Annotated in this window: 17 protein-coding genes and 1 tRNA gene; 4 read left to right on the top strand and 14 right to left on the bottom strand. The window is 35.0% G+C overall.

Features of this window, described 5'->3' with window-relative positions; genetic code table 11:
• Positions 1 to 267 precede the first annotated feature (267 nt).
• The 14 genes from GXW81_RS09115 to GXW81_RS09180 form a co-directional block, all read right to left on the bottom strand.
• The gene (locus GXW81_RS09115; protein WP_161532071.1) at positions 268 to 1,158 is read right to left on the bottom strand and encodes a DUF72 domain-containing protein; all 891 of its coding nucleotides are present in this window, start codon (positions 1,156 to 1,158) and stop codon (positions 268 to 270) included.
• A gap of 28 nt (positions 1,159 to 1,186) precedes the next feature.
• Positions 1,187 to 2,269: a serine hydrolase gene (locus GXW81_RS09120; RefSeq protein ID WP_161532072.1), complete on the bottom strand. Its 1,083-nt coding sequence runs from the start codon at positions 2,267 to 2,269 to the stop codon at positions 1,187 to 1,189.
• Between the two features lie 111 nt (positions 2,270 to 2,380).
• Positions 2,381 to 4,063 (bottom strand): ribonucleoside-diphosphate reductase subunit alpha, encoded by a 1,683-nt coding sequence (locus GXW81_RS09125; protein ID WP_260393593.1) that lies wholly within the window; start codon positions 4,061 to 4,063, stop codon positions 2,381 to 2,383.
• 23 nt (positions 4,064 to 4,086) lie between these two features.
• Positions 4,087 to 5,061 (bottom strand): ribonucleotide-diphosphate reductase subunit beta, encoded by a 975-nt coding sequence (locus GXW81_RS09130; protein WP_161532073.1) that lies wholly within the window; start codon positions 5,059 to 5,061, stop codon positions 4,087 to 4,089.
• A gap of 310 nt (positions 5,062 to 5,371) precedes the next feature.
• Positions 5,372 to 6,025 carry a ComF family protein gene (locus GXW81_RS09135; RefSeq protein WP_161532074.1) on the bottom strand — a complete coding sequence of 218 codons (654 nt, stop codon included), beginning with the start codon at positions 6,023 to 6,025 and terminating at the stop codon, positions 5,372 to 5,374.
• 90 nt (positions 6,026 to 6,115) lie between these two features.
• Positions 6,116 to 6,186 (bottom strand) — tRNA-Cys (locus GXW81_RS09140).
• Between the two features lie 63 nt (positions 6,187 to 6,249).
• Entirely contained in the window at positions 6,250 to 6,801 is a 552-nt protein-coding gene (locus tag GXW81_RS09145; protein WP_161532075.1) for a hypothetical protein, read from the bottom strand.
• 54 nt (positions 6,802 to 6,855) lie between these two features.
• Positions 6,856 to 7,506 carry an HD domain-containing protein gene (locus GXW81_RS09150; protein ID WP_161532076.1) on the bottom strand — a complete coding sequence of 217 codons (651 nt, stop codon included), beginning with the start codon at positions 7,504 to 7,506 and terminating at the stop codon, positions 6,856 to 6,858.
• A gap of 128 nt (positions 7,507 to 7,634) precedes the next feature.
• Entirely contained in the window at positions 7,635 to 8,993 is a 1,359-nt protein-coding gene (gene gdhA / locus GXW81_RS09155; protein ID WP_049334426.1) for an NADP-specific glutamate dehydrogenase, read from the bottom strand.
• A 183-nt stretch (positions 8,994 to 9,176) separates the two neighbouring features.
• Complete coding sequence (gene dprA, locus GXW81_RS09160; RefSeq protein WP_049334427.1) at positions 9,177 to 10,280, bottom strand: DNA-processing protein DprA; 1,104 nt, start codon at positions 10,278 to 10,280, stop codon at positions 9,177 to 9,179.
• A 2-nt stretch (positions 10,281 to 10,282) separates the two neighbouring features.
• Complete coding sequence (locus tag GXW81_RS09165; protein WP_161532077.1) at positions 10,283 to 10,660, bottom strand: group III truncated hemoglobin; 378 nt, start codon at positions 10,658 to 10,660, stop codon at positions 10,283 to 10,285.
• Positions 10,661 to 10,670: 10 nt separating this feature from the next.
• The gene (gene ruvC / locus GXW81_RS09170; RefSeq protein ID WP_161532078.1) at positions 10,671 to 11,225 is read right to left on the bottom strand and encodes a crossover junction endodeoxyribonuclease RuvC; all 555 of its coding nucleotides are present in this window, start codon (positions 11,223 to 11,225) and stop codon (positions 10,671 to 10,673) included.
• 23 nt (positions 11,226 to 11,248) lie between these two features.
• Positions 11,249 to 12,439, bottom strand: a complete 1,191-nt coding sequence (locus GXW81_RS09175; protein WP_161532079.1) for a carboxypeptidase-like regulatory domain-containing protein — start codon at positions 12,437 to 12,439, stop codon at positions 11,249 to 11,251.
• 28 nt (positions 12,440 to 12,467) lie between these two features.
• Positions 12,468 to 12,941 (bottom strand): Lrp/AsnC family transcriptional regulator, encoded by a 474-nt coding sequence (locus GXW81_RS09180; RefSeq protein WP_004918092.1) that lies wholly within the window; start codon positions 12,939 to 12,941, stop codon positions 12,468 to 12,470.
• Between the two features lie 347 nt (positions 12,942 to 13,288).
• On the opposite strand from GXW81_RS09180, the gene GXW81_RS09185 reads away from it, so the two are divergent.
• The 4 genes from GXW81_RS09185 to sprA all read left to right on the top strand — a co-directional run bounded on the left by GXW81_RS09185 (position 13,289) and on the right by sprA (position 25,455).
• On the top strand, positions 13,289 to 16,219 hold the full coding sequence (locus GXW81_RS09185; protein ID WP_161532080.1) for a SusC/RagA family TonB-linked outer membrane protein: 2,931 nt from the start codon (positions 13,289 to 13,291) through the stop codon (positions 16,217 to 16,219).
• 14 nt (positions 16,220 to 16,233) lie between these two features.
• On the top strand, positions 16,234 to 17,670 hold the full coding sequence (locus GXW81_RS09190; RefSeq protein ID WP_161532081.1) for a RagB/SusD family nutrient uptake outer membrane protein: 1,437 nt from the start codon (positions 16,234 to 16,236) through the stop codon (positions 17,668 to 17,670).
• A gap of 166 nt (positions 17,671 to 17,836) precedes the next feature.
• A complete protein-coding gene (gene ruvA / locus GXW81_RS09195; protein ID WP_014937999.1) occupies positions 17,837 to 18,421 on the top strand; it encodes a Holliday junction branch migration protein RuvA in 585 nt (194 codons plus the stop codon).
• A gap of 5 nt (positions 18,422 to 18,426) precedes the next feature.
• Positions 18,427 to 25,455 (top strand): cell surface protein SprA, encoded by a 7,029-nt coding sequence (gene sprA, locus GXW81_RS09200; protein WP_161532082.1) that lies wholly within the window; start codon positions 18,427 to 18,429, stop codon positions 25,453 to 25,455.
• Positions 25,456 to 25,496 lie beyond the last annotated feature (41 nt).

Here is a 25,496-nt window from a genome sequence, read left to right on the forward strand (position 1 = left end):
CTAAACACCCCCTCATAATGCACCTCTTATTCTTAGGTTTATTACTACTAAGTATTTAATCTCTTCTAATCAATCCACTCCTATTCTCTCTTATCGAGGGTGCAAAAATATAAATTCTTTGCCATTAACTCCAAATGTTTTATATCCTTTTTTTATCCATAATATATAATCGATTGATATACAAAAGAGAAAAAATAAAAAAAAGGAAAATACATTCGTCATACCATTAGTAACATAGATAAATAACCTTCACTTTTGGGAACTCTACTAAAATAAAGTTAGTGTTTTTGGACTCGCCATTTTGGGTATTTGTAAATTTTCACCTAATGCATCGTTAAGTGTTTGAATAAAATGTGCGGAAAGAAGCGGAGAGGCTTCCTCTAGATTTTGATGTACAAAAAAATAAAGATTCTGTAAACCCTGCTCTTTCCAATATTTAATGAGTTGTACCCAATCTTCTAACCTTGTATAATCACTATCTGTATTTGCTCCTACATAACGAATAAATGCTGTGGGCGTGGTAAGCCTTTGATGCAACATATCTCTCCTTCCCGCCGTATCCACTATAATATTAGTAATATTTCTACTTTCAAAAAGATTACAAGTTTCTTGAAATACTGTTTCATCAGAAAACCATTTTTCGTTTCTCAGTTCTATTGCTAAGGGAATTTCGCAAGGCCAATCTAATACAAACCTCTCTAAACGATCAAAGTTTTTAGGTTGAAAATTATCATGAAGTTGCAAAAATACCATTCCAAGTTTTTCATTAAAGTTTAAAACTGAAGTAGCGTATTGCGTTACCACATCATTAACATTGATTAGTCTTCTGTAATGAGATATGGTATTTGTGATTTTTGGAAAAAACTTAAATCCTGCGGGGGTTTTATCTCTCCATACAGCAACCTGCTCAGCGGAAGGCAAGCTATAAAAGGTAGCATTAAGCTCAATAGAATTGAATTGTGTAGAATAATAAGACAGTTCGTCTTTAGTCCCTTTTGGATAAAAACCTTTCAGCTCTGCTTTATTCCACTTGGCACAGCCTACTGAAATATTTAGCTTTTGAACAGGCTTCCCTCCCAATACTCTTAGAGTATCTAGATGTGAACTAGGCAATGTAAAATCTACTACCGATGGGTCTAATACTTTTCCAAATTTCATTTTTAAGTTTTAGTCAATTACTTTTTCTCTATTTATACTTCTTTTTTAGAATGTCCAACATTTCAAAAACACCTTTTTGTGCCTCCGCTGTTCCGCTATTTACCAGTATAATATAACCTAAATACTTTTTTCTATCAATTTGAGCATAGGAAAAAAATGTGCCATCTGAACCTGAATGGTCTGAAATCTCTTGAATTTTATCTTGATAATTACCCCAGCCTATAGAATAGTCTTTTTTGGAGGTATGTAAGTATTGATAAGTTTTAGGAGTTAAAATATTTCTTTCCCCAGAAAGCCCCTTTATATTTAATTGTATAAACTTGGAATAATTATGAATATTCATACTTAAATCTCCCGCAGGTTCTGCTAAACTCAAATCATAATCAACATTTGGTAAAACTTCAACTTGTTTTCCACCTTCTAACCAATGTCCTAAAGGTTGATTTTTAGCATTTCTACTAGGCCACCCCAACCGAAAATCTATCCCTAATTTTGTTCTTAACAATTCTTCTATCAGTTGTTCCCAAGACTTTCCCGAAACTTTTTCAAGCATCATTGCCGCAATACTATACCCTGCGTTTGAGTAATTGTAAGTATTTTTATTTTCTATCGGAGAAAGCGTTAAAACATATTCTCCGAATTTAGTTCTTTTCTGTTGCTTAGTTCCTTTAAATTTAGGAAGTTTACTATACTCCTCTCCACTAGTAAAAGGTTGAACATTAGCTCTATGGGATAATAAATCTTCTAAAGTTATGCTATGATACTTAAGATTTGAACTCTTTTTAAGTTTTGGAAATAAATCAAAAAACTTGGTTTCCCATTTTATTTTACCTTGTTCTACCAAATATGCAGAAATAAACCCTGTAATGGCTTTAGTATTGGAACCTAGATGAAATAAATCTCCAAAGGAAGCATTGGGTTTTCCTTTCTTTTCAGTAATTCTGTGATGCCCCTTTACTTTTTGCACCAATATAGTATCTTTCGTTACAACAGCGAACGCCATTTCGGGAATGTCGTATTTTGTCATAATACTATCCGCCTGTTCCTCTAAATTTTGAGCTGAAAAACTTTCAAAAAATAAAATCAAGGCAATAAATATAATTCTCCACATATTATTGATACTTTGAACAAATATAGAAAACCTTTAATTAAAAAGAAAAACCATAGCCCTAAGACTACGGTTTTATCTTCCTCAACTTTAATTATTACACTCTATATTTATCTATGCTTCGCAACTAGAACAAGTTACAAAGTTTACCATCAATTCTTTGGATACAGACGAACTTCTCTGATAGTAAAGTGTTTTAACACCTTTTTTCCACGCCTCTATCATCAAGAAGTTAACATCTTTTACTGGCATTGTGGACGGAATTTGCAAGTTCAAAGATTGAGCTTGGTCTATATACTGCTGTCTTTGAGCTGCTTGACTGATAATTTCCATAGGAGAAATTTCTTTGAAAGTCTTGAAAACAGCCTTTTCCTCTTCCGTAAGACCATCTAGATGTTGTACAGAACCATGATTAAGCATAATGTTTCTCCATGTCTCCTCATTTTCTAAACCTTTCTCTTCTAAGAGTTTTTTAAGGTATTTATTTTTTCTCATAAAGTTACCTTTAGCCAAACCTGCCTTATAGTAATTTGATGCAAAAGGCTCTATCCCTGGAGAAGTTTGTCCTAAAATAGCCGAACTAGAAGTGGTAGGTGCAATTGCCATCAGCGTAGTATTCCTCATACCGTAACCTTTAAGCAATTCTGGTTCGCCATAAATATTAGCCAATTCTTTAGAAGCTGCTTCCGCTTGTTCTTTAATGTGTTTGAACGCTCTAGCATTGAATTGAGTAGCTTCAAAACTTTCAAAAGGAATCATATTTTTCTGCAAATACGAATGATACCCTAAAACGCCTAGACCTAACGCTCTGTGTTTCATCGCAAAATTTCTAGCTCCTTGTAGATAATAGTTACCTTCCGTTTTTTCTATAAATTCAGACAATACTGCATCTAAGAAATAAATCGCCAATTTTACCGCATTAGTATCCTTCCACTCATCATAAAGCTCCAAATTCATAGAAGAAAGACAACATATAAACGACTCCTCCTGAGTAGATGGCAACATAATTTCTGAACAAAGGTTACTCGCATTAACCAACAACCCTTTATCTTTATAAACTTGAGGTTTGTTTCTGTTGACATTATCGGTAAAGAAAATATATGGTAACCCTTTCTGCTGTCTGCTTTCTAAAACTTTAGCCCAAATCTTCCTCTTATCAATGTCTCCATCTATCATATCCTGCATCCAGTAGTCTGGTACGCAAACGCCCGTAAATAGGTTTTGAATTGGGCTTCCAATATCTTTTATCGTTAAAAACTCCTCTATATCTCCGTGGTCTATATCTAGATAAGCAGCAAAAGCCCCTCTTCTTACCCCTCCTTGAGAAACCACATCCATAGCCGTATCAAACAACTTCATAAAAGAAACTGCCCCAGACGACTTACCGTTATCTGTAACTGCTGTCCCTCTATGACGAAGTTCCCCAAAATAACCAGAAGTACCACCACCTATTTTGGTTTGCATGATGACTTCCCCCATTTTGTGAGTAATACCCTCAATACTATCTGGAATATGAACATTGAAACAAGAAATCGGAAGACCTCTCTGCGTTCCCATATTCGCCCATACAGGAGACGAAAAGCTAATCCAACCTTTCACAATCATCTCTTCGAAGGCTGGTTGTAGCTCTGGTTTATAAAGTCTTCTAGCAGCGGCTGTAGTAATCCTTTTAATAGCTCCATGCACCGTCTCTCCTTTCAGAAGATAACCTCTATTGAGCATTTGTTCAGACTCCTCATTCAGCCACCATATATCTTGTAGTTCTTCCATTTTGTTTTTTTCTTGTTTATATTTTATTTTGCTTTAGATTAAGAACTTTTCTAAAACAAATCATTAGCGGTAATACTCTTATCGTGTTTTGTGTAATCTACTGGTCTTTTGGCAAAGAAATCGTCTAACGAATTAGCAAAAACTTCCTCCTCAAACCATACCATTGGCTTATATTCTTCCTCTGTAATATTAAACATAGAAGCCATACCGATTCTTTTCAAACTATCGTCTATACGATATTTCATAAAACTGAGAAGCTGTTTTTTTGACAAATGGTCTAAATCTCCCATCTCAAAAATCCAATCCAATATTTCTGACTCTAACTCCACCGAAGTTCTAACAATATTATAAATCGCCTCTATGTCTTCCTCTTGAAGAAGTTCAGGCTGTTCTTCTCTTATTTTGTTGATGATATAAATCCCCGCATTGGCATGAATTTGCTCATCTACAGAAGTCCAAGCAATAATGTTAGACACATTTTTCATATAGCCTTTAAACCTCGTAAACGAAAGAATAATGGCAAACTGAGAAAACAATGACACATTTTCTATTAAAATACTGAACAACAGTAAAGAAGACACATACTCCTTAGGCGTTGAAGAATTTGAGTTTTTAAGTACATCAGTTAGAAAATCTATTCTTTTTCTAATAGCCGGATTTTCAATGACATTAAGAAACTCATTGTTATATCCTAAAACTTCAAGCAATCTTGAGTAAGCTTCTGAATGTCTAAACTCACACTCTGCAAAGGTTGCTCCTAATCCGTTAAACTCAGGTTTAGGGAGATGATTATAAAGATTACCCCAAAAGGTTTTTACAGACACCTCAATCTGAGCAATCGCTAACAAAGCATTCTTAACTGCGTTTTTCTCATGAGGCTCTAGTTGCGAATGAAAATCTTGTATATCCGCTGTAAAATCTACCTCTGAATGTACCCAAAAAGACTTATTAATCGCCTCTATGTACTGCATTACTTCTGGATACTCAAAAGGTTTGTAGTTTATTCTTTTCTCAAAAATCCCCATAATATTATTTATTCAGCTTTTTAATCCTTAGCTATTCCTCACAAAAAGAAGAGAGCCATATAATAACTTAAAAATCAATAAATTGACCACAAAAAGACTTATTAAAGTCCTTTCTACAAAAATAGAAAATGAAAGTCTAAAAATGAAACGAAATATGAAGAGATTATTTAATCTTTTGGATTTTAATTATATAAGTTTTCCACAATCCTCTATAATCCTATAAATAAGGGCAAAACCACCAATAAACATTTTATAATTAAACAAAATACATAAACCTCAATATAAGAGAGAAATATAATTAAACACCTATTTATTCATCTATTGCCAAAACCAAAACACTCACCTGATTCCCATTTCCTTTTAAAAGCTCCCAAACCGCTTTACTCATTGTATTTCCTGTGGTATATACATCGTCTATAAGTAAGATATGTTTCCCTTCTATTTTCTCATCTACAGAAAATATATTTTGCATCTTTTCTCTATCCAATTTTTGCTTTAAGGCTTGAGGCTTAGAATAGAAATTTCTTTTAAGAAGATAATGAGAATAAGGTATCCCCTGCAACTGAGATAATATTTTTGTAAACAAATGCAACTGATTATAACCTCTTTCTCTTTGTTTTTTAGGATGAAGTGGAATATTGGTTAGTATATCTATCTCTTGATGAGATAAATCTATATTTTCAGAAACCCAATGAGCAAGCGTCTTACCTACACGCTCCATAGAATGGTACTTTAAGGCATGTATAATGTCTTGAGAAAGCTCTTTTTTCTCATACTTCATCAAACTAAAAGCTTTAGTTACTGGAAATTTAAGAATAACTTTTTGATAAAATCCCGCCTTTCCTCTAAAATCATCATGAGTAAAATTAAGATGAGACTTACATGCCCAACAAACAATTTCCTCAGAAGGAATAATAAGATTACACTTTAGACATCTATTGGGTAGAAAAAAATCTAAAAACATAACTACCAAGTTAATATCAACAAATGTAACTTTTTATTGAATACGAGCAACAAAAAAATCTCACAACGTTGTTGTGAGATTTTAAACTTGAGGTTCCGAGCGGATTCGAACCGCTGTACAAGGTTTTGCAGACCTCTGCCTAGCCGCTCGGCCACGGAACCATTTTTAGGTGTGCAAATATAGACATTTTTTATATAACTAAGAAATTTATCCAAAAATATTTTCTATTTTTTCTTTACCCAAGACACAATATTTATGAATAATATTAAAAAACAGAAAGTAACCCAAACTGCATCTCTTAGCCCTTCTCTCTTATAAAGCCTGATTTGCTTTTCTGCAATATTGGAAAGTTTAACGCTCTGATTAAGATAGTTATTAGCCTCAATATAAAGGTCTTCATTTTTATTTCCTACTATATGTTGGGTAAAATAAACCATCTTCTTCCCAGAAAAAGCAACTAGCCAAAACTCATCTGTACCCTTCATTCCCAAATGGCATACGCGATAATGTTCAGAACGAATATCCCCTAAATGTACAATATTATGTTCCTTATCTGAAACTTCTAGACTATAAAAATCTAGCGTTTGTGGGTGTTTATTAACTAACTGAATAGCAATACTTCCTCCAACAGGATTAGGATAAATTTTAGTAAAAATCCAGTATCCAAAAAAAAGCACTCCCACAACAGTAATTATTTTTCGGTATAGCTTTAACCTATTTATCCTTATCAGAGAAATCAATAACAGTATAAAAAGAACAAACGACAGTGTTTCCATCAACCAAACATTTAATTAAAAATATTTAACAGGCACAAATATATGAATTCTTAATTATTCCAATAAATTCCACTCGCGATAGAAGGTTTCTAAAAAACTTAACATAAACTGATGCCTTTTTTCCGCAATCTTTTTGCCTTCAGTAGTTTGCATTAAATCTTTTAGGAGTAATAATTTTTCATAAAAATGGTTAATTGTAGTTCCTTCTGATTTCTTATATTGCTCTTTATCAAAGGTTTTTTGAGGTAGTATCTCAGGATTATATATTGGATTATTTTTATACCCACCAAAGTTGAACGCTCTTGCTACACCTATTGCTCCGATGGCATCTAATCTATCTGCATCTTGCACAATTTTAAACTCTATAGGTAATTCTTTCGGTTGATTTTCTTTATTTTTAAAGGAAAGATGTTTAATGATAAATAAAACTTTATCTATGGTTTCTTCAGAAACATTTTCCTTCACTAAAAAATCTCTTGATATTTGGAGTGCTAAAGTCTCGTCTCCATTATGGAATTTAGGGTCGGCTATATCGTGTAATAAAGCCGCAAGATTTACCACTTCCTCATCAGCTTCCTTTTCGGTACTTAGAATTTTTTGAGAAAGTTTCCACACTCTTTCTATATGAAACCAATCGTGTCCTGCCTCTGCTCCTTCCAATCTATTTTTTACAAAATTCTTTGTGTTATCAATAAGTGTACTCATTATATTATAAATCTACCTATAGCTAATTAACTCATTAAGAAAACAAAAAGTTCCTCATTTTAAATAGAGGAACTTCTTTCTTTCATTTTACTTTTTACTCGTATTACCCCACGAGAAGGTTTATCATATTAAACAACACCTTGTGCTAACATAGCCTCTGCCACCTTAACAAACCCAGCGATGTTTGCTCCTTTCACATAGTTTACATAACCATTCTCCTCTTTTCCGTAGTCTCTACATACTTTATGTATACCTATCATGATTTCTTTCAATCTAGCATCTACTTCTTCAGAAGTCCAGTTAAGACGAATAGAGTTCTGAGTCATCTCTAATCCAGAAGTAGCTACACCACCAGCGTTAGACGCTTTACCTGGAGAGAAAAGAACTTTGTTATCTATAAAGTGATTAATTGCATCTAGTGTAGAAGGCATATTAGCCGCCTCAGTAACACAAATACAACCATTTTCTACTAGTTTTTTAGCATCTTCTAAATCTAACTCGTTTTGAGTTGCAGAAGGGATAGCCACATCACACTTCACCTCCCACGGACGCTTACCTGCGTGGAACTCAGCTTCTGGATATTTTTTAACATAATCCTCAGCACGGTTGTTTCCGCTCGCTCTAAGCTCTAATAAGAAATCTATTTTTTCACCAGTGATACCGTCTTTATCATAAACATATCCATCTGGACCAGAAATAGTAACCGCCTTACCTCCTAGTTGGTCAATTTTCTTAATTACTCCCCAAGCCACATTTCCAAATCCTGAAACCGTAAATGTTTTACCTTTAACTTCCTCACCTACCGTTCTTAGCATTTGCTCTGCGAAGTAAACCACTCCATACCCTGTAGCTTCTGGACGAATTAAAGAACCACCATAAGCCAATCCTTTACCAGTAAGTACTCCTGTAAATTCGTTTCTTATCTTCTTATATTGACCAAAAAGGTAACCTATCTCACGAGCTCCCACACCTATATCTCCAGCAGGAACATCGGTTTGAGGTCCAATATGCTTACAAAGTTCCGTCATAAATGCTTGGCAGAATCTCATAATTTCCATATCTGATTTCCCTTGTGGGTCAAAATCAGAACCCCCTTTACCACCACCCATAGGAAGCGTAGTTAAAGAGTTTTTGAACACTTGTTCAAACGCTAAAAATTTAAGTACTGAAAGATTTACAGTAGGATGGAATCTAATCCCTCCTTTATAAGGTCCGATAGCCGAATTCATCTGAATTCTAAACCCTCTATTTACTTGTATTTCTCCTTTGTCATCTACCCAAGGAACTCTAAAAATAATTGTTCTCTCCGGCTCTACCATTCTTTCTAGAAGTTTTTTACCTCTGTATTCTTCTTTGGTAGCAATGAACGGAATTACAGTAACAGCCACCTCTTTTACAGCTTGTAAAAATTCTGGCTCATTAGGATTTTTAGCCTCTACATTTGCTATAAATTCTTGAATTTTTTGTTCTACATTATATTGTTCCATAGCGTTTAATTGATGCCAACAAAGATAACCTTTTTTTGATATTACACAAATCTGATTTTAATTTTTATTAAAACCCACACAAATCAAATATATTAACATCAAAATTTTAATTAAAGTCAATTTTAATTAAAAAAAAGACACTATTATGCCCAAAATATCAATTTTAAAAAAGTGATTTTTTAGCTAAACAATAGAATATCTCCTCCCAGAATTTGCCCTTATCAATCCCAATAATTCTAATTCTAACAAAACTGGAAGCACTTTAGAAATAGGTTGATTTAACTTTTCTGACAAGTCGTCCAAAGAAATATCATTAACCTCTTTAATAATATCATAAATAGGCTTCTGAATAGGAGTTAAAGAAACCTCAACCGAAGGAAAAAGCTCCAAAACTTTAGAAGTATTATCCAAATCTAGGTCTTTTAGCAAACCTTTAATAGAAGATATGATTTTAGCTTTATTTTGAAAAATAAGATGATTGCAACCTTGGCTATACTTATCCGTAAGACGCCCTGCCAAAGCGTACACCTCTCTATTATACTGATTAGCAAAACTCGCCGTACTAATAGAACCTCCTGCATAAGCAGACTCTACCACAATCGTATTAGCCGAAAGCCCTGCCACAATACGATTTCTTTGCAAAAAATGTTCTCTATCTGGCTTTTCATCAGAGCAGAATTCAGAAAACAAAGCTCCACCATTATTTAATATTTCTTCAGCGAGAATTTTATGTTTGGACGGATAAACAATGTGTAAACCGTGTGCTAAAACCGCTGAAGTTTTTATATTGTTTTTTAAAGCCTCTTGATGAGCTATTCCGTCTGTACCTAAAGCTAAACCACTAATGACTTGAATATTTTTATTTTTAAACTGAACAATTAAATCCTCCAAAAACGACTTACCATAAGCAGTGGCATTTCTCGTCCCAACAATGCTAATATTATTAGCGGTATCGTCATAATCTCCTTTTTGAAAAAGAATAGCTGGAGCATCATAACATTCACCTAAAAGACGAGGAAGCTGATTAAGATGTCTCAGATTGATTTTTATCTCGTTTTTAATGCAGAACTCAACTTCCCTTTCGGCAAATTTCAAAAGGCTTTCATCACCAATACCTGAGGCAATTTGTTTACCTATGCCTGATATTTTTCTTAACTCCGATTGAGACAAACTCCAAACCTCCTTAGCAGAACCAACTTCGCCCACTAAATTTGCAAATGTAACATCTCCTACCAAAGAGCTTCGCCGTAAAGCAATAGAGTATAAAATTTCTTCTGCATTTACCATAACTATCGCCTTGCCATTTCCATCTTGTAAGCCATTAAATTGGCAATATTAGCCGCTTTGTATTTTGCTGTTTCTGCCATAGAACCTTCGTAGAGTTCATCAATAGTTTCTGTCCAAAGTTTTAACCAATGTTCAAAGTGATATTTTTCCATAGGCACCAAATCATTGATAGGAAAGTGGGCTCCCATCGGATTTCCTTTATAGGATACCTTACTAAATAATAATGTTTCCCAAAAGGCATACATTTTTGGCAAATGTTCGTTCCAGTTTACTTTTGCAACTTCGTTAAAGAAAAAGCCTATGGTAGCGTCTTTCCCAACCTTATCATAAAAACGATTAACTAACGCCTCTATATCCTGACGATTTTCTAGTGCTTTCATAAAAGATGATTTATTTAACCCTATCAGGGTTTTGTTTTATAAAACTTTCCCACCCTGAATAATTTTTACCTGTTACTATTTTACCCGAATTAAAATGATGACAAACCGCCACCGCCAATCCATCAGACGCATCTAAATATTTGGTAGGAAACTCCTTAAGTTTAAGTAAATTTTGCAACATTCCTGCCACCTGTTCTTTACTTGCGTTACCATTGCCTGTAATTGCCATTTTTATTTTTTTGGGAGAATATTCAGTAATAGGAATATCTCTATATAGACTTGCCGCCATAGCCACCCCTTGTGCCCGCCCCAACTTCAGCATACTCTGCACATTTTTCCCGTAGAAAGGTGCTTCCAAAGCAACCTCATCTGGATGAAATTCATCTATAAGCGATAGAGTTCTCTCAAAAATATACTTCAATTTAGTTTCGTGGTTAGGGTATTTTTTTAAAATCAACTCGTTAATGGAAACCAATTCCATCTTCTGATTTAACACAGAAATAATACCAAAACCCATTACACTAGTACCAGGGTCTATACCCAGTATAATCTTCTCCACTTTCACAGGGTAAAAATACAGATTAAAATCTATGGTTCAAAATCCAATGGTAAAAGCTCCGAAAGATTACTTCTTGCCCACCCTTCCTCAAATACAAGTTCACTAGGATTGGAATAATTACCATCTGAATAAACTTCAAAGCTAAGCCCTCTACAATCTAATATGTTATTTTTGGATACAGGCATTTCTGTTTTTTGTATTTGTTTTTTGTGCACTGTATAGAAATACTTTTTATAATTAACTCCAAGTAAATCCTTAAACTCCAAAAAAACTCTATTTTCACTATTTTTCCTAAATTTGTCTGATAATATATTTCTTTCTATTATAGCAGAGTAGAACATAGGCTCTTCTTCCTTCTTTCTTGCAATATCTTCTATATGAGGAGGGTATTTATTAAATACAATGACTGAATCTTTGGAAATCTTTTTCCTAAAATCATCAATATAAGTGCGATAAACTTTCAGTTCTTCCAACGATGGATATTTTTCATTACGCTTCCTTATAATCCAATCCACAGAAAAACCCTCTTCAGATAATCTATCTTGATAAAGAGCTCTGAAAAAATGTAAGGAACTACCATAGTAAGCATTAAGCCTTTCTGTTTGCCACTTTAATTGCTTATGAGAAGAGCCTTTCATAGGACTAAAAAAAGAAGTTCCAAGATACTTCAAACTATTATCGGAAAGATTCAGTTCAAATTCCAACAAGTTATAATTTACAACATATCCCAATTTTTCGTTACTAATAATAAGAGGTGCTTTTGCACGAGCCTTAAGGATATGCTCCTCTCTATCGTATGCCAATTGTATATCCTTCGGGTTTTTAACATAAACCATCGCCCTATCATACCCCAAGAGAGTATTAAGAAACTTTTCGATATAACGCTTGTACGCCTTATCTGTGTATGCCAATAGTTTGACCTCTGGAATTTCCGTTTCTTTTTCTAATTTAATTTCTAATGCTTGGCTATATAATCCTTCAATCGGTATTATTTTTGAGGAAAACCCTTTTTTTTCAACGATAAGGTTTCCTGTCTTCGCCTTCACATCTGACAAGTAAAATTTCCCATCTTGATTAGATTGCGTTTTATATTGAGTTCCATCTATATAAATCACAGCCCCTGACAATGGAGTTTCTCGAAAATCCTTAATGTAACCTTTAATACTTTGAGCGTGTATTAAAGTAATTCTCAATAAAACTAACAGCAAAATTACTCTCATAGAAATAAACTTTAGATTGTGGTTAATTTTATTTAATACTCTCAACATTCATCACTCGGTTATCATTCTTAATGTACTTGAAAATAAAACTACTTTTAACATTATCTATTACATCTAACTTTGATATTTTTTTAAGTATAAATTCTTCGTAATGATGCAGGTCTTTCAACAAAAGTTTTACAATGGCATCATAATCTCCCGAAACAAAAGCCACTTCTGTAACTTCTTCAAAAGATAAAATCTCTGTCTTAAACTTTTCAAATATTTCTTCCTGATGTTTTATGAGTTTAATCTGTAGATAGGTAGTAAAACCATACCCCAACTTTTCGGCATCTACAATAGCAGTGTATCCTTTGATGTAGCCACTAGCCTCCATCTTTCTTATTCTATCATGCACAGGTGTTACCGATAAACTCACTTTAGCAGCTATTTCTTTTACACTTTGACTGCTGTCTTTAACCAATTCCCTAAGGATACTAAAATCAACTTGATCTAACTTCATTATTTTTTTCGGTTTTATTCAGCAAATATACAAAATAAAAGAAAAATAAACTGAAAAAACCAATAAAAATAATTTTAATATCTTTTATTGGATAAAAATTAGGGTTTTTATTTTGATATAATATAATTTTGCAGGGTAAATAATCAGTTATAATAATGTTATACAACACTATCAATAAAAGCCATCACCGATTTCTTTTCATTATGATTATGATGAAGAGAAGACAAACGGCATTATTTGTGTGAGAAGTTTTTAGTTGATAATATTTCAGTTCCGACGGAAGGCTTTAAACACAATGTTTAAAGCCTTTTATTTTGAAGTTAAAAAAAATAAAAATTATACAACTTATGAAAAGAAAACTACTAAATGCAGGAGCATTAGGTCTGTTTTTAGTGCTTGGAAATAATATACAAGCACAAGTAAAGGTAAAAGATAGCACAAAAACGAGAGCTATCGAAGAAGTGGTAATAGTAGCCTATGGTAAACAAAAAGCCAAAGCTATAGTAGGCTCCGTGTCTAGTGTAGGGAAAGATGTATTGTCCACTCAACAAACGTCTAATATCGCAACAGCGATACAAGGGAGTGTACCAGGTGTTAACATCATAGGCTCTTCTACACCAGGAGCTACACCTACCATACGAGTGAGAGGTATTGGTTCTATCAATGCAAGCTCAGACCCACTAATCATCGTAGATGGGGCACAATATTCGGGAAGTTTATCCAACATATCTCAAGAAGAGATAGAAAGCATCAATGTACTTAAAGATGGTTCTGCAACCTCATTATACGGTTCCAGAGGTGCTAATGGTGTTATATTAGTAACTACAAAAAAAGGCAGAAAAGGAGCTCCTAGAGTTACGGTGCAATCTTCTTTAGGATACGCCGCTCCAGTCAATCAACTTTACCCATTGATAGACAATAATAGATACCTAAATTACACTTGGGAAGCGTTAAGAAATTCTAAAGTAGCAAACGGAGTGGCTGCAGATTTAGCAGGAGCTCAAGCCTCTGCTGAAGTTATCCCATTATTACAGTACAACCCATACAATGTAAAAACTCCTATAGACGCTAACGGACAGCTAGTACCAGGCGCTCAACTTTTATGGAATACCAATTGGGCTGACTATCTACTTAATCGTTCTGCAGAAAGAAGTGAAACCAGTGCTACCGTTTCTGGTGGAACAGACCAAAGCAACTACTTCCTTAGTGTAAACTATCTAAAACAGGAAGGCGCTGTCAAGACCACTAATTTTGAAAGATTTTCAACTAGGTTAAATCTAGAAACTAAGATAAAACCATGGTTAACAGCAGGTTTAAACACTGCCTACATATCTCATAAAAGAAATATTCCAGCCCAATCAGGGACAGCCTATGGTTCCCCTATAAATAGTATATACACTCTGTCTTCGGTTTATCCAGTGCATAAAAGAGATTCTGACGGTAACCTTGTATATGACGACAAAGGCAATCTAAGCTACGACTATGGAGCAGGAAGCCCAAGTGTACTTAACTCCCAAAGACCTTTTAGTAGAAATGTGAACCCTCTTGGGTACCTTTACGACAACACCTATCTTTACAGAGTAAATACCCTTACTTTAAACGGTTTTGTAAAAATAGATTTCTCCAAAGATTTATCATTCCGTTCCAACTACTCTTTGGAACAGAACAATTATAACAACCACAATTATAGAAATAATAGATTTGGAGACTATGCCGCACAGGGAGGGGCAGTAATAGACAGAAGGGATATTGCAAGTACCAAAAACTTTGTAAACTCCCTTAACTATAACAAACAACTAGGAAATCACAACCTAACAGCTGATGCTATTGTAGAAACTTTTGACAGAACATACGACTATATGAGTGCTATGGGAGTAGGTTTATTCTCTGGAATAGAAACACTTAGTGGAGCCACTAGTCCTAGTTCAGTTTCTGGTTACCCTCTTCAACAGAGATTGGTCGGGTTACTTGGAAGAGCGAGCTACAACTACAAAGAAAAATATTTCGTAGAAGGGTCTTTCCGTAGAGATGGTTCTAGTGTATTTAGCAAGGAAACCAGATGGGGTAACTTCTTCTCTGTAGGTGGTGCTTATATCGTAAGTGAAGAAAACTTCCTTAAAGGAAACAAAACCATCAGTTTCTTAAAACTAAAATCATCTTACGGAGAGCTAGGTAACAATGATTTTACAGACGCTGACGGAGTAAAAAATTATTTCCCTTATCTTAGTACTTATCTTAGTGGATACTCTGTAGGTTCTAATATAGGTGTAATATTATCTTCACCTAAAGATGCTTTTCTTACATGGGAAAAAACAGCGTCTTTTAATGCAGGGATAGAATTAGGATTATTCCAAAATAGAGTTAATCTTAATGTAGATTATTATGATAAGCGTTCTGTAGATTTAGTTGGACCTCTTGTAACTGCTGGTTCTACTGGTGCTACCTCTATAACTACAAACATAGGAAAACTAAGAAACTATGGCTGGGAATTTAGCATCAACACAAAAAATGTAAGAACTGCTAACTTTAGATGGGATACCGGCTTAAATTTCTCTTTCGACAGAAATAAAATCCTTGCCCTAAGTGCTGATAACAAACCTCAAACTGTAGCAGCTCTCAAAAGATGGGAAGTTGGTAGATCTCTCTATGACTTCTATATACAAGAGTATGCAGGCGTAAACCCTGACAATGGTAACCCACTATGGTATAAAGATGTAACCGACGCTAACGGAAAGGTAACCAAAGTAACTACAGAAAGTTATTCCGAAGCGACACGCTATTACAATCGTAGTTCTTTACCTTTTGTAATAGGAGGTTTAAACAACTATCTCAAATATAAAAATTTTGATCTAAATGCACTCGTTAATTTCAGCTTCGGTTCTTATATCTATGATGGGGACTATGCTAGACTAATGAGTGGGAAATTTGATGGATATTCTAAGAGTGTAGATTTAGAAAGAAGATGGCAGAAACCAGGTGATGTTACAGATGTTCCTAGATTGAGCTATACCACATTACAAGAAAATCAACAATCTTCTAGATTCTTATTTAAAAATGACTATGTAAGATTAAAAGCTCTAAACATAGGTTATAATTTTAATAAAGAAGACAGCGAAAAAATAGGATTAAAGAGCTTAAGACTATTTTTACAAGCAGATAACTTATTTACGTGGCAAACCCGTAAGAATATAGACCCAGAACAAGCTCTAACTGGTCTTACTAACAACAGAACTTCTAATTTAAAAACCATATCATTCGGACTTAAACTTGAACTTTAAAAATTTTAAAACAAATGAAACTAAATAAATTAAAAACTTTAGCTCTAGCTTCTCTACTACTAGGAAGCGTCTCTTGCCAGAGATATTTGGACGAACCTCAACCCACAAACGAAATTAGCCCAAGCCTAGTTTTTGCAAGTATAGAAAACGCAGAAGCTAACCTTACAGGAATCACAAGCCTTCTAAGAGGAGATAACGAAACCTATATCAGTACAACCGTAGATGCTACAAATTTAGGAAGCGTTTATTTCGCAAGAACAGTTAGAGGAGAGGATTTCATCGTTCCCAGCAACTGGTTTGCGGGGGACTATTCTAATACCAATAGAATAAGTATTTACCGTAGAGCTAAATTCACATGGGAATATTTTTACAAAATCATTCGCCAGTGCAATGAGTTTATAGACGGTGTTAATAAAAGTTCTAACATAGCTGATACTCAAAAAAAATCTCTTATTGCTAGAGCAAAAGTACTCCGTGCATTATCTTATTTTGAAGTTGTGCAAGACTTTCAGTTGGGATACAAGTATGCGAAAGACCTCCCTGCGGTTCCTATCTATAGCAGCTATAGTACAAAAGCTCAACCTCTAAGTACTACTGGAGAAGTTTATAATTTCATTACTAACGATTTAGAAACAGCTTTACCAGATCTTTCATATAGTAGAATATCCAAAGCTTTTGTAAACAAACAGGTTGCTTATGCTATCGCCGCTAGAGTGTATCAAGTAAAAGAGAACTGGCAAAAAGCAGCAGAATATGCAAAATTAGCTTATGGAGGAACCGTCAGCTCTGCACTTAATGCTGCAGAATACGCCGAAGGTTTCAAAAAATTAGACTCACAAGAATGGATACTAGGTTATGGGCAACAAGCAGGACAGTCTATCACATGGTCTCAAGCACCGCATTCTTTTACAGATTTATCTTTTGAGAATGATGGTTACAGTAATACCTATGTCAGCAAATCTCTATATGACTTGTTCTCTGATACAGATGTAAGAAAACTATTTGATGTAAATCCTTCTGTAAATAACCATACTAAATATAGTACTTATAAGTTTACTTTCAATAAAGATGCATCAGCGTGTCCTTACATCAGAACTTCAGAAATGATTTTGATAGAAGCCGAAGCTAAATACAGACTAGGGCAAGAAAGCCAAGCTAAGGACTTATTATTCCAATTACAACAAAATAGAGACCCTAAAGCCGTAAAATCTGCTAATACAGGAGAAGAACTTTTTGAAGAAATTCTTATAGAAAGAAGAAAAGAACTTTATGGTGAAATAGGTGTAGAGCTCTACGATGCTAGAAGATTATCTCGTACTTTAAAGAGATCTTCATGGCACCAAGTTCCATTATCTTTTGGAGTGAATGACACTAAAATCATTTACCAATATCCTCAGCAAGAGATAGACGCTAACCCTTTCGTCCCTTCTGATATAAACAAAGATAGATAATAAGTTTTTTCATTTTCACTTCATATTAACCCGAAATAAGAGAGTCTTTATAGAAAGGCTCTCTTATTATTTTATATTAAAATTAAAAAACATCATTCTTTTAATAGCAAAAGAAAGATTTAGTCCTAAAAAAACTTTAATTTAGCAACCTCAAAATTAGCAGTATATGATTTACTCTCTACGAGGTATCGTTCAGGAGCTTAGCCCAACCCATTTAATTATAGAAACTGGTGGTGTAGGCTACTTTGTAAGCGTTAGTGTAAACACTTCTAAACACTTTTCCATTGGGAAAGAATCTTTAATCTACACACAACAAATCATTCGAGAAGACGCTCACTTATTGTACGGTTTTTCGGAGCTCAAAGAGAAAGAAATGTTTAACCTACTTATTTCTGTAAATGGTGTAGGACCAGCCTCTGCTATGATTATGCTTTCCTCACTAGAATTAAGAGAAATAGCACAAGCCATACTCTCTAGCAATAGTGCTGTATTACAAAAAGTAAAAGGTATAGGCACCAAAACTGCACAACGAATTATCATTGATTTAAAGGACAAAGTACTACATTTTGGAGCAGATGAATCTGATATTTCTACCGTTATTGATAATAAAGTGAAAGAAGAATCGTTATCTGCATTAGAAGTTTTAGGAATCCCTAAAAAAATGTCAGAAAAATTAGCAGACAAAATTTTGAAACAAAATCCAGAAATTCAAACGGAAGATTTAGTAAAACAAATTTTGAAAAATATTTAAAATAAGTGAAGCCACATCATTATAATTACACCTTACATAAATTATTATGGGTTTTAGGGTTTGTATTTTTTAGTAACCTTACCTACTCCCAAACAGAAAAAGACACTCCAAATTCTCAACCTCAACTTAGCCTTCCAAATCCTGTTCGATATGAGGCTTTTTACGATGTAAAAGAAGGTGTTTATTTCCTTTATCCTAAGATAGGAAACGTGGTTACAGGCACACCTATCGTAATGACACCTTCGGAATATGGTGCTTATGTAAAGTCTATTGGACTAAGAAATTATTACCAAGAAAAATCACTCCAGTACGATTTGGCTAATAATCTAAAAGGGCCAAAAGATGCAGAGAAAAAAAGACTTCTTCCTAGCATCAACATAAAGAACAAATTATTTGAAACTATTTTTGGAGGTAACAAGATAGAACTTATCCCACAAGGATTCGCTTCTTTTGATTTAGGTGGACTTTACCAAAGAATTGATAACCCGCTTATTTTACCACAAAACAGAAAGAATTTCGCATTTAATATTCAGCAGAGAATACAGCTAGGCATACTTGGTAAGGTGGGCGAAAACTTACAACTAAAAGCCAACTACGATACCCAAAGCGGTTTCGCTTTTGAAAATAGGCTTAATCTAGCATGGCGTGCAAAGGGTACTTGGAAAGACCTACAATCCAAAACCTTAGGAGAAAGCAAAAGAACAGGCGAAGATAAAATCATCAAGAATGTAGAATTTGGTAATGTTAATATGCCTCTATCTACTAGCCTTATGCGAGGCTCACAATCGTTATTTGGTTTAAAAACCGAGTTTCAGCTTGGTAAAACTTACGGTACATTAGTCCTTTCTCAACAACAAGGCGAAGCAAGAACTGTAGTGGCACAAGGTGGAGGTGTACTCAATACCTTTAAAATAAACGCCATAGATTACGAGGACAATCAGCACTATTATTTAGGGCAATACTTCTTCCAAAACTACGACAATGCCTTAGCGAATTATCCTCAAATCAATTCCAAAATCAATATTACGCGTATAGAAGTTTGGGTTCTTGACCAAACAGCGAGTAACCTACAAAATCAAAAAAGTATAGTCGCCATAAGAGATTTAGGGGAAGGTTCTGCACAATATCCAAATAACACACAAAACAGTCTCTACCAAAGCATTAGTGCTTTAGCTGGTATCAGAGATGCCAATACGGCTTATTCTACTATCAATCAGCAATCGTTTCCCAACGCTTCAGGTACTCCTGAAACTTATACCGACGGAGAGCAATTTATCTTTAACCGAAGAGCAAGAAGACTTAATCAAAATGAGTTTACATTTCACCCACAGCTAGGGTATATATCCTTAAACCAAAGACTTACCGACAATCAACTCTTAGCAGTTTCTTACTCTTACACCGTTAATGGTTCTAACCAAGTTTACAAAGTGGGAGAGTTTTCGGAGGAAAGTTCGGTTCTTGTAACCAAACTACTAAAGCCTAATGTTTTAGTAAAAACCACTTCTCCTATGTGGAACTTGATGATGAAAAACATCTATAGCCTTAATGCTAATGGGGTAACTTCAGATAAGTTCTTCCTTAATGTGTATTATAGAGACCCTAAAAATGGTAAAGTTAACTATCTACCTAATACACCTGTACAAGACACCAACCTTTTAAAACTCCTAAATTGGGACAGGCTCAACCTCAATAATGACTTACAATCTAACGGAAGTACTTTAGGAGACGGTTTATTTGACTTTGTTAATGGCATTACCATAGACCCAGCCAATGGAAAACTTATCTTTACCAAAGCTCAGCCTTTTGGTAATTTTATGGCAAGTACCTTAGGTAGTAACGACCCTCAATTTGTATTCTCGGAGCTTTACCAACAACAAAAGCAAGTAGCTACACAAAATCCTCTAGCACAAAGATATACTATAGAAGGACGCTATCAAGGTGGACAAGGACAAGGCATTTCTCTAGGTGCAATAAATGTACCTAAAGGCTCCGTGCGAGTAACTACCAACGGAGCTCAACTTACAGAAGGAGTGGACTATACCGTAGATTATATGCTAGGGCAAGTAACTATCATCAACGAAGCTCTTAAACAATCTGGACAAGCCATCAATATCTCTTTAGAAAACCAAATGACCTTTAATACCCAAAGACGAAGATTTTGGGGATTGAATTTGGAAAGAAAAATCAGTGATAAATTTATCATTGGGGCTACCGCAATGAATTATGCCGAAAGACCGCTTACTCAAAAAGTTCAGATGGGACAAGAGGCTGTTAATAACACAATGTTGGGTATGAATGTTATGTATAATAACGAGTTACCTTTCCTTACAAGGCTTACCGATAAGATTCCGCTCATCAATACCGAAGCACCATCTCACCTTAATTTTAAAGCAGAAGCAGCGTATCTTATCCCAGGACAAAATAAGGATATTAACGACCAAGCCTATGTAGATGATTTTGACCAAACCACTTCAAAAATATCACTAAAAGAACCTGCTCTTTGGGCTTTAGCGTCTAAACCAGAGAAAAACCATAATGATATTATATTCAGAAATTCAGCATTAGACAATGATGTTAAAAATGGCTATGGTAGAGGTCTATTATCTTGGTATTATATAGACCCTAGATTCTATGGTGTTGGCGGAAAAGCTCCTAATGGCATCACTGCTGATGCGTTGTCTAACCATGCCTCACGCCGTGTGAGAATGAATGAACTTTACAACAGTAGAGATTTTGTTGCTGGTGACCAAACCTATACCAATACCTTAGACGTTACCTACTACCCTACTGAAAGAGGTCCGTACAACCTAAACCCTGCCAACGAGTCTACTGCGGAAAGATGGGCTGGTATGATGAGACCTATCTCTGTGTCTAACTTTACCAATGCCAATATTGAATACGTTGAATTTTGGCTAATGGATCCTTATGCTGATGGAAAAATGCTAGGTACCAACCCTAAATTACTACTTCATTTAGGAAATATATCAGAAGATATTCTGAAAGACGGTAAGCTACAATACGAAAATGGATTACCTACTCCAGAAGCTCCTGCAAGAACTTCCGAAAGTAATTGGGGAACTCAGCCAGACCAACAGCCTGTTCTATATGCCTTCTCTTCTGAAGGTGCTAATAGAACTGCACAAGATGTAGGTTATGATGGTTTAGACAATGTTCAGGAAGCTACTAAATTCGGCACAACTTTCGTCAATCCTGTTACTAATCTTACCGACCCTGCAGCAGACGACTTCGTGTTTTACCTTTCCACACAATTCCAAGGTGCTTTAGCTTCTTCGGTAGTAGAGCGTTACAGATATTTTAGAAACCCAGACGGAAACTCCAAAGCTAACTCAATGGAGGTATCGTCTCAAACACCTAACACTGAAGACATCAACGGAGATTTTAACTTAGACCAAAGCGAAAGTTATAACCAATACACCATCAATTTAGATAAAGCCAATTTAGTTTTAGGAAAAAACTTTATCGTAGATGAAAAAGAAACCGAAGCTAAATTCCAAAATGGACAAACTAGTAGAAGTAAATGGTTTTTATTCCGTATTCCTGTTAAACAGTTTGATGCTGATGCTGGGGAAGCTAGTGATGCTATCCTAAATAATGTAAGGTTTGCGAGAATGATTCTTAAAGGATTTGACGAAACCTCAACACTAAGATTTGGTACTTTTGATTTAGTAAGATCAGACTGGAGAAAATTCACTAAAAACATTGCAGTTATAAACGAATCTGAGGAAGGTAACTACAACATAGATAACTCTAACTTTGATGTAGGAAGTGTTAATTTAGAAGAAAACTCAAAAGGTACTCCACCTTATGTTATTCCTCCTGGCATAAACAGACAGGTACTAAGTGGAACTACTGGAGCACAAAGACAAAATGAGGCTTCTCTTTACTTAAAGGCAACCAATCTTTCTAAAACATCACACGCCTCTAGAGGAGTGTTTAAGAATGTAGCGTTGGATATGCGTCGTTACGAAAAGTTAGAACTTTTTGTACACGCCGAAGACCTTAAAGATGTTACATCTAACAAGCTAGACCAAAATGCCAAGTTCTTCATCCGTCTAGGAAGTGATGCCATAGACAACTACTACGAGTATGAGGCTTCACTAAAATACACCGCTAAAAACGCAACTTCTCCACTAGATATTTGGCCAACTGAGAATACTATCAACTTTAATCTAAAAGAATTCATCAATGCTAAACTAAGAAGAGAAACCGCAGGGATAAGTCTAGACCAAAGATATAAAGACCAAGAGTATGGTGATAGTCACAGAGCTATATTTACCAAAGGACGCCCTAGTTTGGGTAACATTTCTACCATCGTGATTGGGGTAAGAAATACAGGTTCTGATTCTAAAGATTTAGTACTTTGGGTGAACGAGATTCGTCTTTCTGGAATAGAAAACAAAGGAGGCTATGCTGCCAACGCTAACCTCAATTTTAACTTAGGAGATTTTGCTAATGTAAATGCCAACGCTGCTATCTCTACCATAGGGTTTGGTTCTATAGACCAAAAACCTACTCAAAGACAGCAAACACAAAACACCGCATTCTCCATCAACACGACAGTAAATGTGGATAAATTCCTTCCTGAAAAATCAGGAATGAAAATCCCAGTTAATTACTCTTACACCCAAACTATTGAGGACCCTAAATATAATCCTCTTAATGATGATGTTCTCTTTAATGAAGACCCTAAAAAAGACCAACTTAAACAAGTGGTAAGAACTTACACTCAGCAAAGAAGTTTTGGCGTGGTGAATATGAGAAAAGAAAGGGTAAACTCTGAGAAGAAGCCTAAGTTCTACGATGTAGAGAACTTAGCTCTTACCGCTGTTTATCACGACGACTATTACAGAGACATCTACACCAAGAAAAACTACCGACAAAACCTAAAGGCTTATATAGACTACAACTATAACTTTAAACCTTGGGTAATAAAACCATTCAACAAAGTTATAAGTGATACTGCCAAGATAGTTCCTTATGTAAAGTGGATTAAAGAGTTCAATATCAACCCTATCCCAACTCGTTTTTCTTTCAGAACAGAACTAGATAGAAATTATAGCGAACTAGAGTTTAGAAATATTGAAGCCCTACTCAATGGCAATGGCTCCCAAAACTTTGATGTTCTTAAAAACAGAAATTTCTTCTTTGGTTGGCAGTATAACCTAGGATTTAATTTCACTAAATCTTTCAAAGCCGAAATATTCTCTGCCACTAGAACTCTTAACGATGACTGGGCAGTAAATACTATGGACACCAGATCTATCTTCCAAAATCCGTTTAAAGTGGGACGACCTGTACTCTATAACCACAGAATACAATTTAATTACCGTTTGCCTTTTGAACACTTCCCTTACCTAGATTTCATCAATGCAGAGTTAGGCTATGGGCTGCAATACAATTGGAATGCAAGGTCTACTGTACTTCTTAATAGTGCTAATGGAAATCTAGGAAATGTAGCTCAAAACACCAATAATAAAGTGGCTACCGCTTCGGTGGACATTCCTTTGTTGCTAGGAAAGTTTAAATATTTTAAAAAGTTAGACTCTATCCGACAAGGAAGAAATAGAGAAATAGACTCGCTTAATCAGGTTTACGAAAAGGCTTTTGCTAATGAAAACAACCGTAAGAGATTTAAGTTTAAGTCTTATAGATTTAAAAATCAATTATCTTTAACTCAGAAAGTAATGTCGGCTTTAACTTCCATTAAGCAAGCCAACCTTAACTTTAATGAAAATAACGGAACCGTACTTCCTGGGATACTTTCAGAACCAAACTTTTTCGGTATAGGACGAAGAGGATTTGGAGGTCCTACCAGTGGTTTCCTACTAGGCTCTCAGGCTGACATTAGAAGACTCGCCGTAGAAAATAACTGGGTTACTCAGTCAGAGTATCTTAACGACCCTTATACCCAAATGAGCAATAGAAATGTTACGGCTAATATCGTTATAGAGCCTATAAAGAATTTGAGGGTAGATGTTAACTTCCTTCAAACTTATAATAAAATGCTCACTCACGGCGGATTTAATATAGACTTAGATGGCAATCGTGCCAATGGCATACAGTTCTCTTTTGCTAACGAGATGATAAGCTACTCTAACACAGAGTTCCTTATAGGTACTACTCTAAAAAATAGCACAGACATCTTTAACGATATTAAAGCTAGAGCTAGAGAGTTTTCTAGACTTAATAGTGGTAACTTGATGACTGACGGTTTCGTGGAGGGCTATAGTATTGCCAACACTTATGTTTTGGTTCCTGCATTCCGCTCTGCGTTATCAGGGAAATCAGTTTCTATGAAAAACCCTACTCGCCCTAACTTCCCGTTACCTAACTGGCGACTTACTTACTCTGGGCTTAGAAACATTCCATTTATCAACAGTCAGTTTGAGAAGTTTGATATACAGCATGCCTACACTTCTACCTATACAGCTACAGGAATACAGTCTAATATAGATTATTATAACAATCCTAATGCTCTAGATGTAAGAGGCAATAGACTGAATCCTTATGTATTTTCTCAAGCTATGTTTGTAGAAGAGTTTGCTCCTTTTGTAGGTGCTGATGTTACTATGAGAAACCACATGCAGTTTAGAGCTCACTACAACAGAAATAGAATGTTTTTACTAGGCTTAGTAAACCAAACCTTAACCGAAGATTCTGGCTCTGAGTATGTGCTTGGTTTTGGATATATTTTAAAAGATTTAAAACTAAAACTAAGATATAAAGGTAAATCAAAAGATATTAAGAGCGACCTTAATGTTCGTGCCGATTTCTCGTTGAGGGACAACAAAACATCTATCATCAATATCTTAAAAGATGATGCTCAAGTAACGGGAGGACAGCGTTTACTAGGCATAAAAGTATCTGCGGATTACAATATGTCACAAAACTTTAATATTCGTTTCTTCTACGACCAACTGATGACGAAGTACAAAATTTCTACGGCATTCCCACTATCTACTGTTAGAGCAGGATTATCCGCCACATTTACCTTTGGAGGAAACGGAATGTAATGCTTTTCGTCATACAATCACTTACTAAAGCTCCAAAAGGT

It is taken from the genome of Riemerella anatipestifer (assembly GCF_009932355.1).
In the GTDB taxonomy this organism is placed as follows: Bacteria; Bacteroidota; Bacteroidia; order Flavobacteriales; family Weeksellaceae; genus Riemerella; species Riemerella anatipestifer_E.

Bases quoted from the DNA above. Each gene is read 5' to 3' on its own strand.
- GXW81_RS09130 (WP_161532073.1), bottom strand. From the start codon at position 5,061: ATGGGGATTTTTGAGAAAAGAATAAACTACAAACCTTTTGAGTATCCA.
- ruvA (WP_014937999.1), top strand. From the start codon at position 17,837: ATGATTTACTCTCTACGAGGTATCGTTCAGGAGCTTAGCCCAACCCAT.
- GXW81_RS09180 (WP_004918092.1), bottom strand. From the start codon at position 12,941: ATGAAGTTAGATCAAGTTGATTTTAGTATCCTTAGGGAATTGGTTAAA.
- GXW81_RS09135 (WP_161532074.1), bottom strand. From the start codon at position 6,025: ATGTTTTTAGATTTTTTTCTACCCAATAGATGTCTAAAGTGTAATCTT.
- GXW81_RS09185 (WP_161532080.1), top strand. From the start codon at position 13,289: ATGAAAAGAAAACTACTAAATGCAGGAGCATTAGGTCTGTTTTTAGTG.
- GXW81_RS09115 (WP_161532071.1), bottom strand. From the start codon at position 1,158: ATGAAATTTGGAAAAGTATTAGACCCATCGGTAGTAGATTTTACATTG.
- GXW81_RS09165 (WP_161532077.1), bottom strand. From the start codon at position 10,660: ATGAAAGCACTAGAAAATCGTCAGGATATAGAGGCGTTAGTTAATCGT.
- GXW81_RS09175 (WP_161532079.1), bottom strand. From the start codon at position 12,439: ATGAGAGTAATTTTGCTGTTAGTTTTATTGAGAATTACTTTAATACAC.
- GXW81_RS09190 (WP_161532081.1), top strand. From the start codon at position 16,234: ATGAAACTAAATAAATTAAAAACTTTAGCTCTAGCTTCTCTACTACTA.
- dprA (WP_049334427.1), bottom strand. From the start codon at position 10,280: ATGGTAAATGCAGAAGAAATTTTATACTCTATTGCTTTACGGCGAAGC.
- GXW81_RS09145 (WP_161532075.1), bottom strand. From the start codon at position 6,801: ATGGAAACACTGTCGTTTGTTCTTTTTATACTGTTATTGATTTCTCTG.
- GXW81_RS09150 (WP_161532076.1), bottom strand. From the start codon at position 7,506: ATGAGTACACTTATTGATAACACAAAGAATTTTGTAAAAAATAGATTG.
- gdhA (WP_049334426.1), bottom strand. From the start codon at position 8,993: ATGGAACAATATAATGTAGAACAAAAAATTCAAGAATTTATAGCAAAT.
- GXW81_RS09120 (WP_161532072.1), bottom strand. From the start codon at position 2,269: ATGTGGAGAATTATATTTATTGCCTTGATTTTATTTTTTGAAAGTTTT.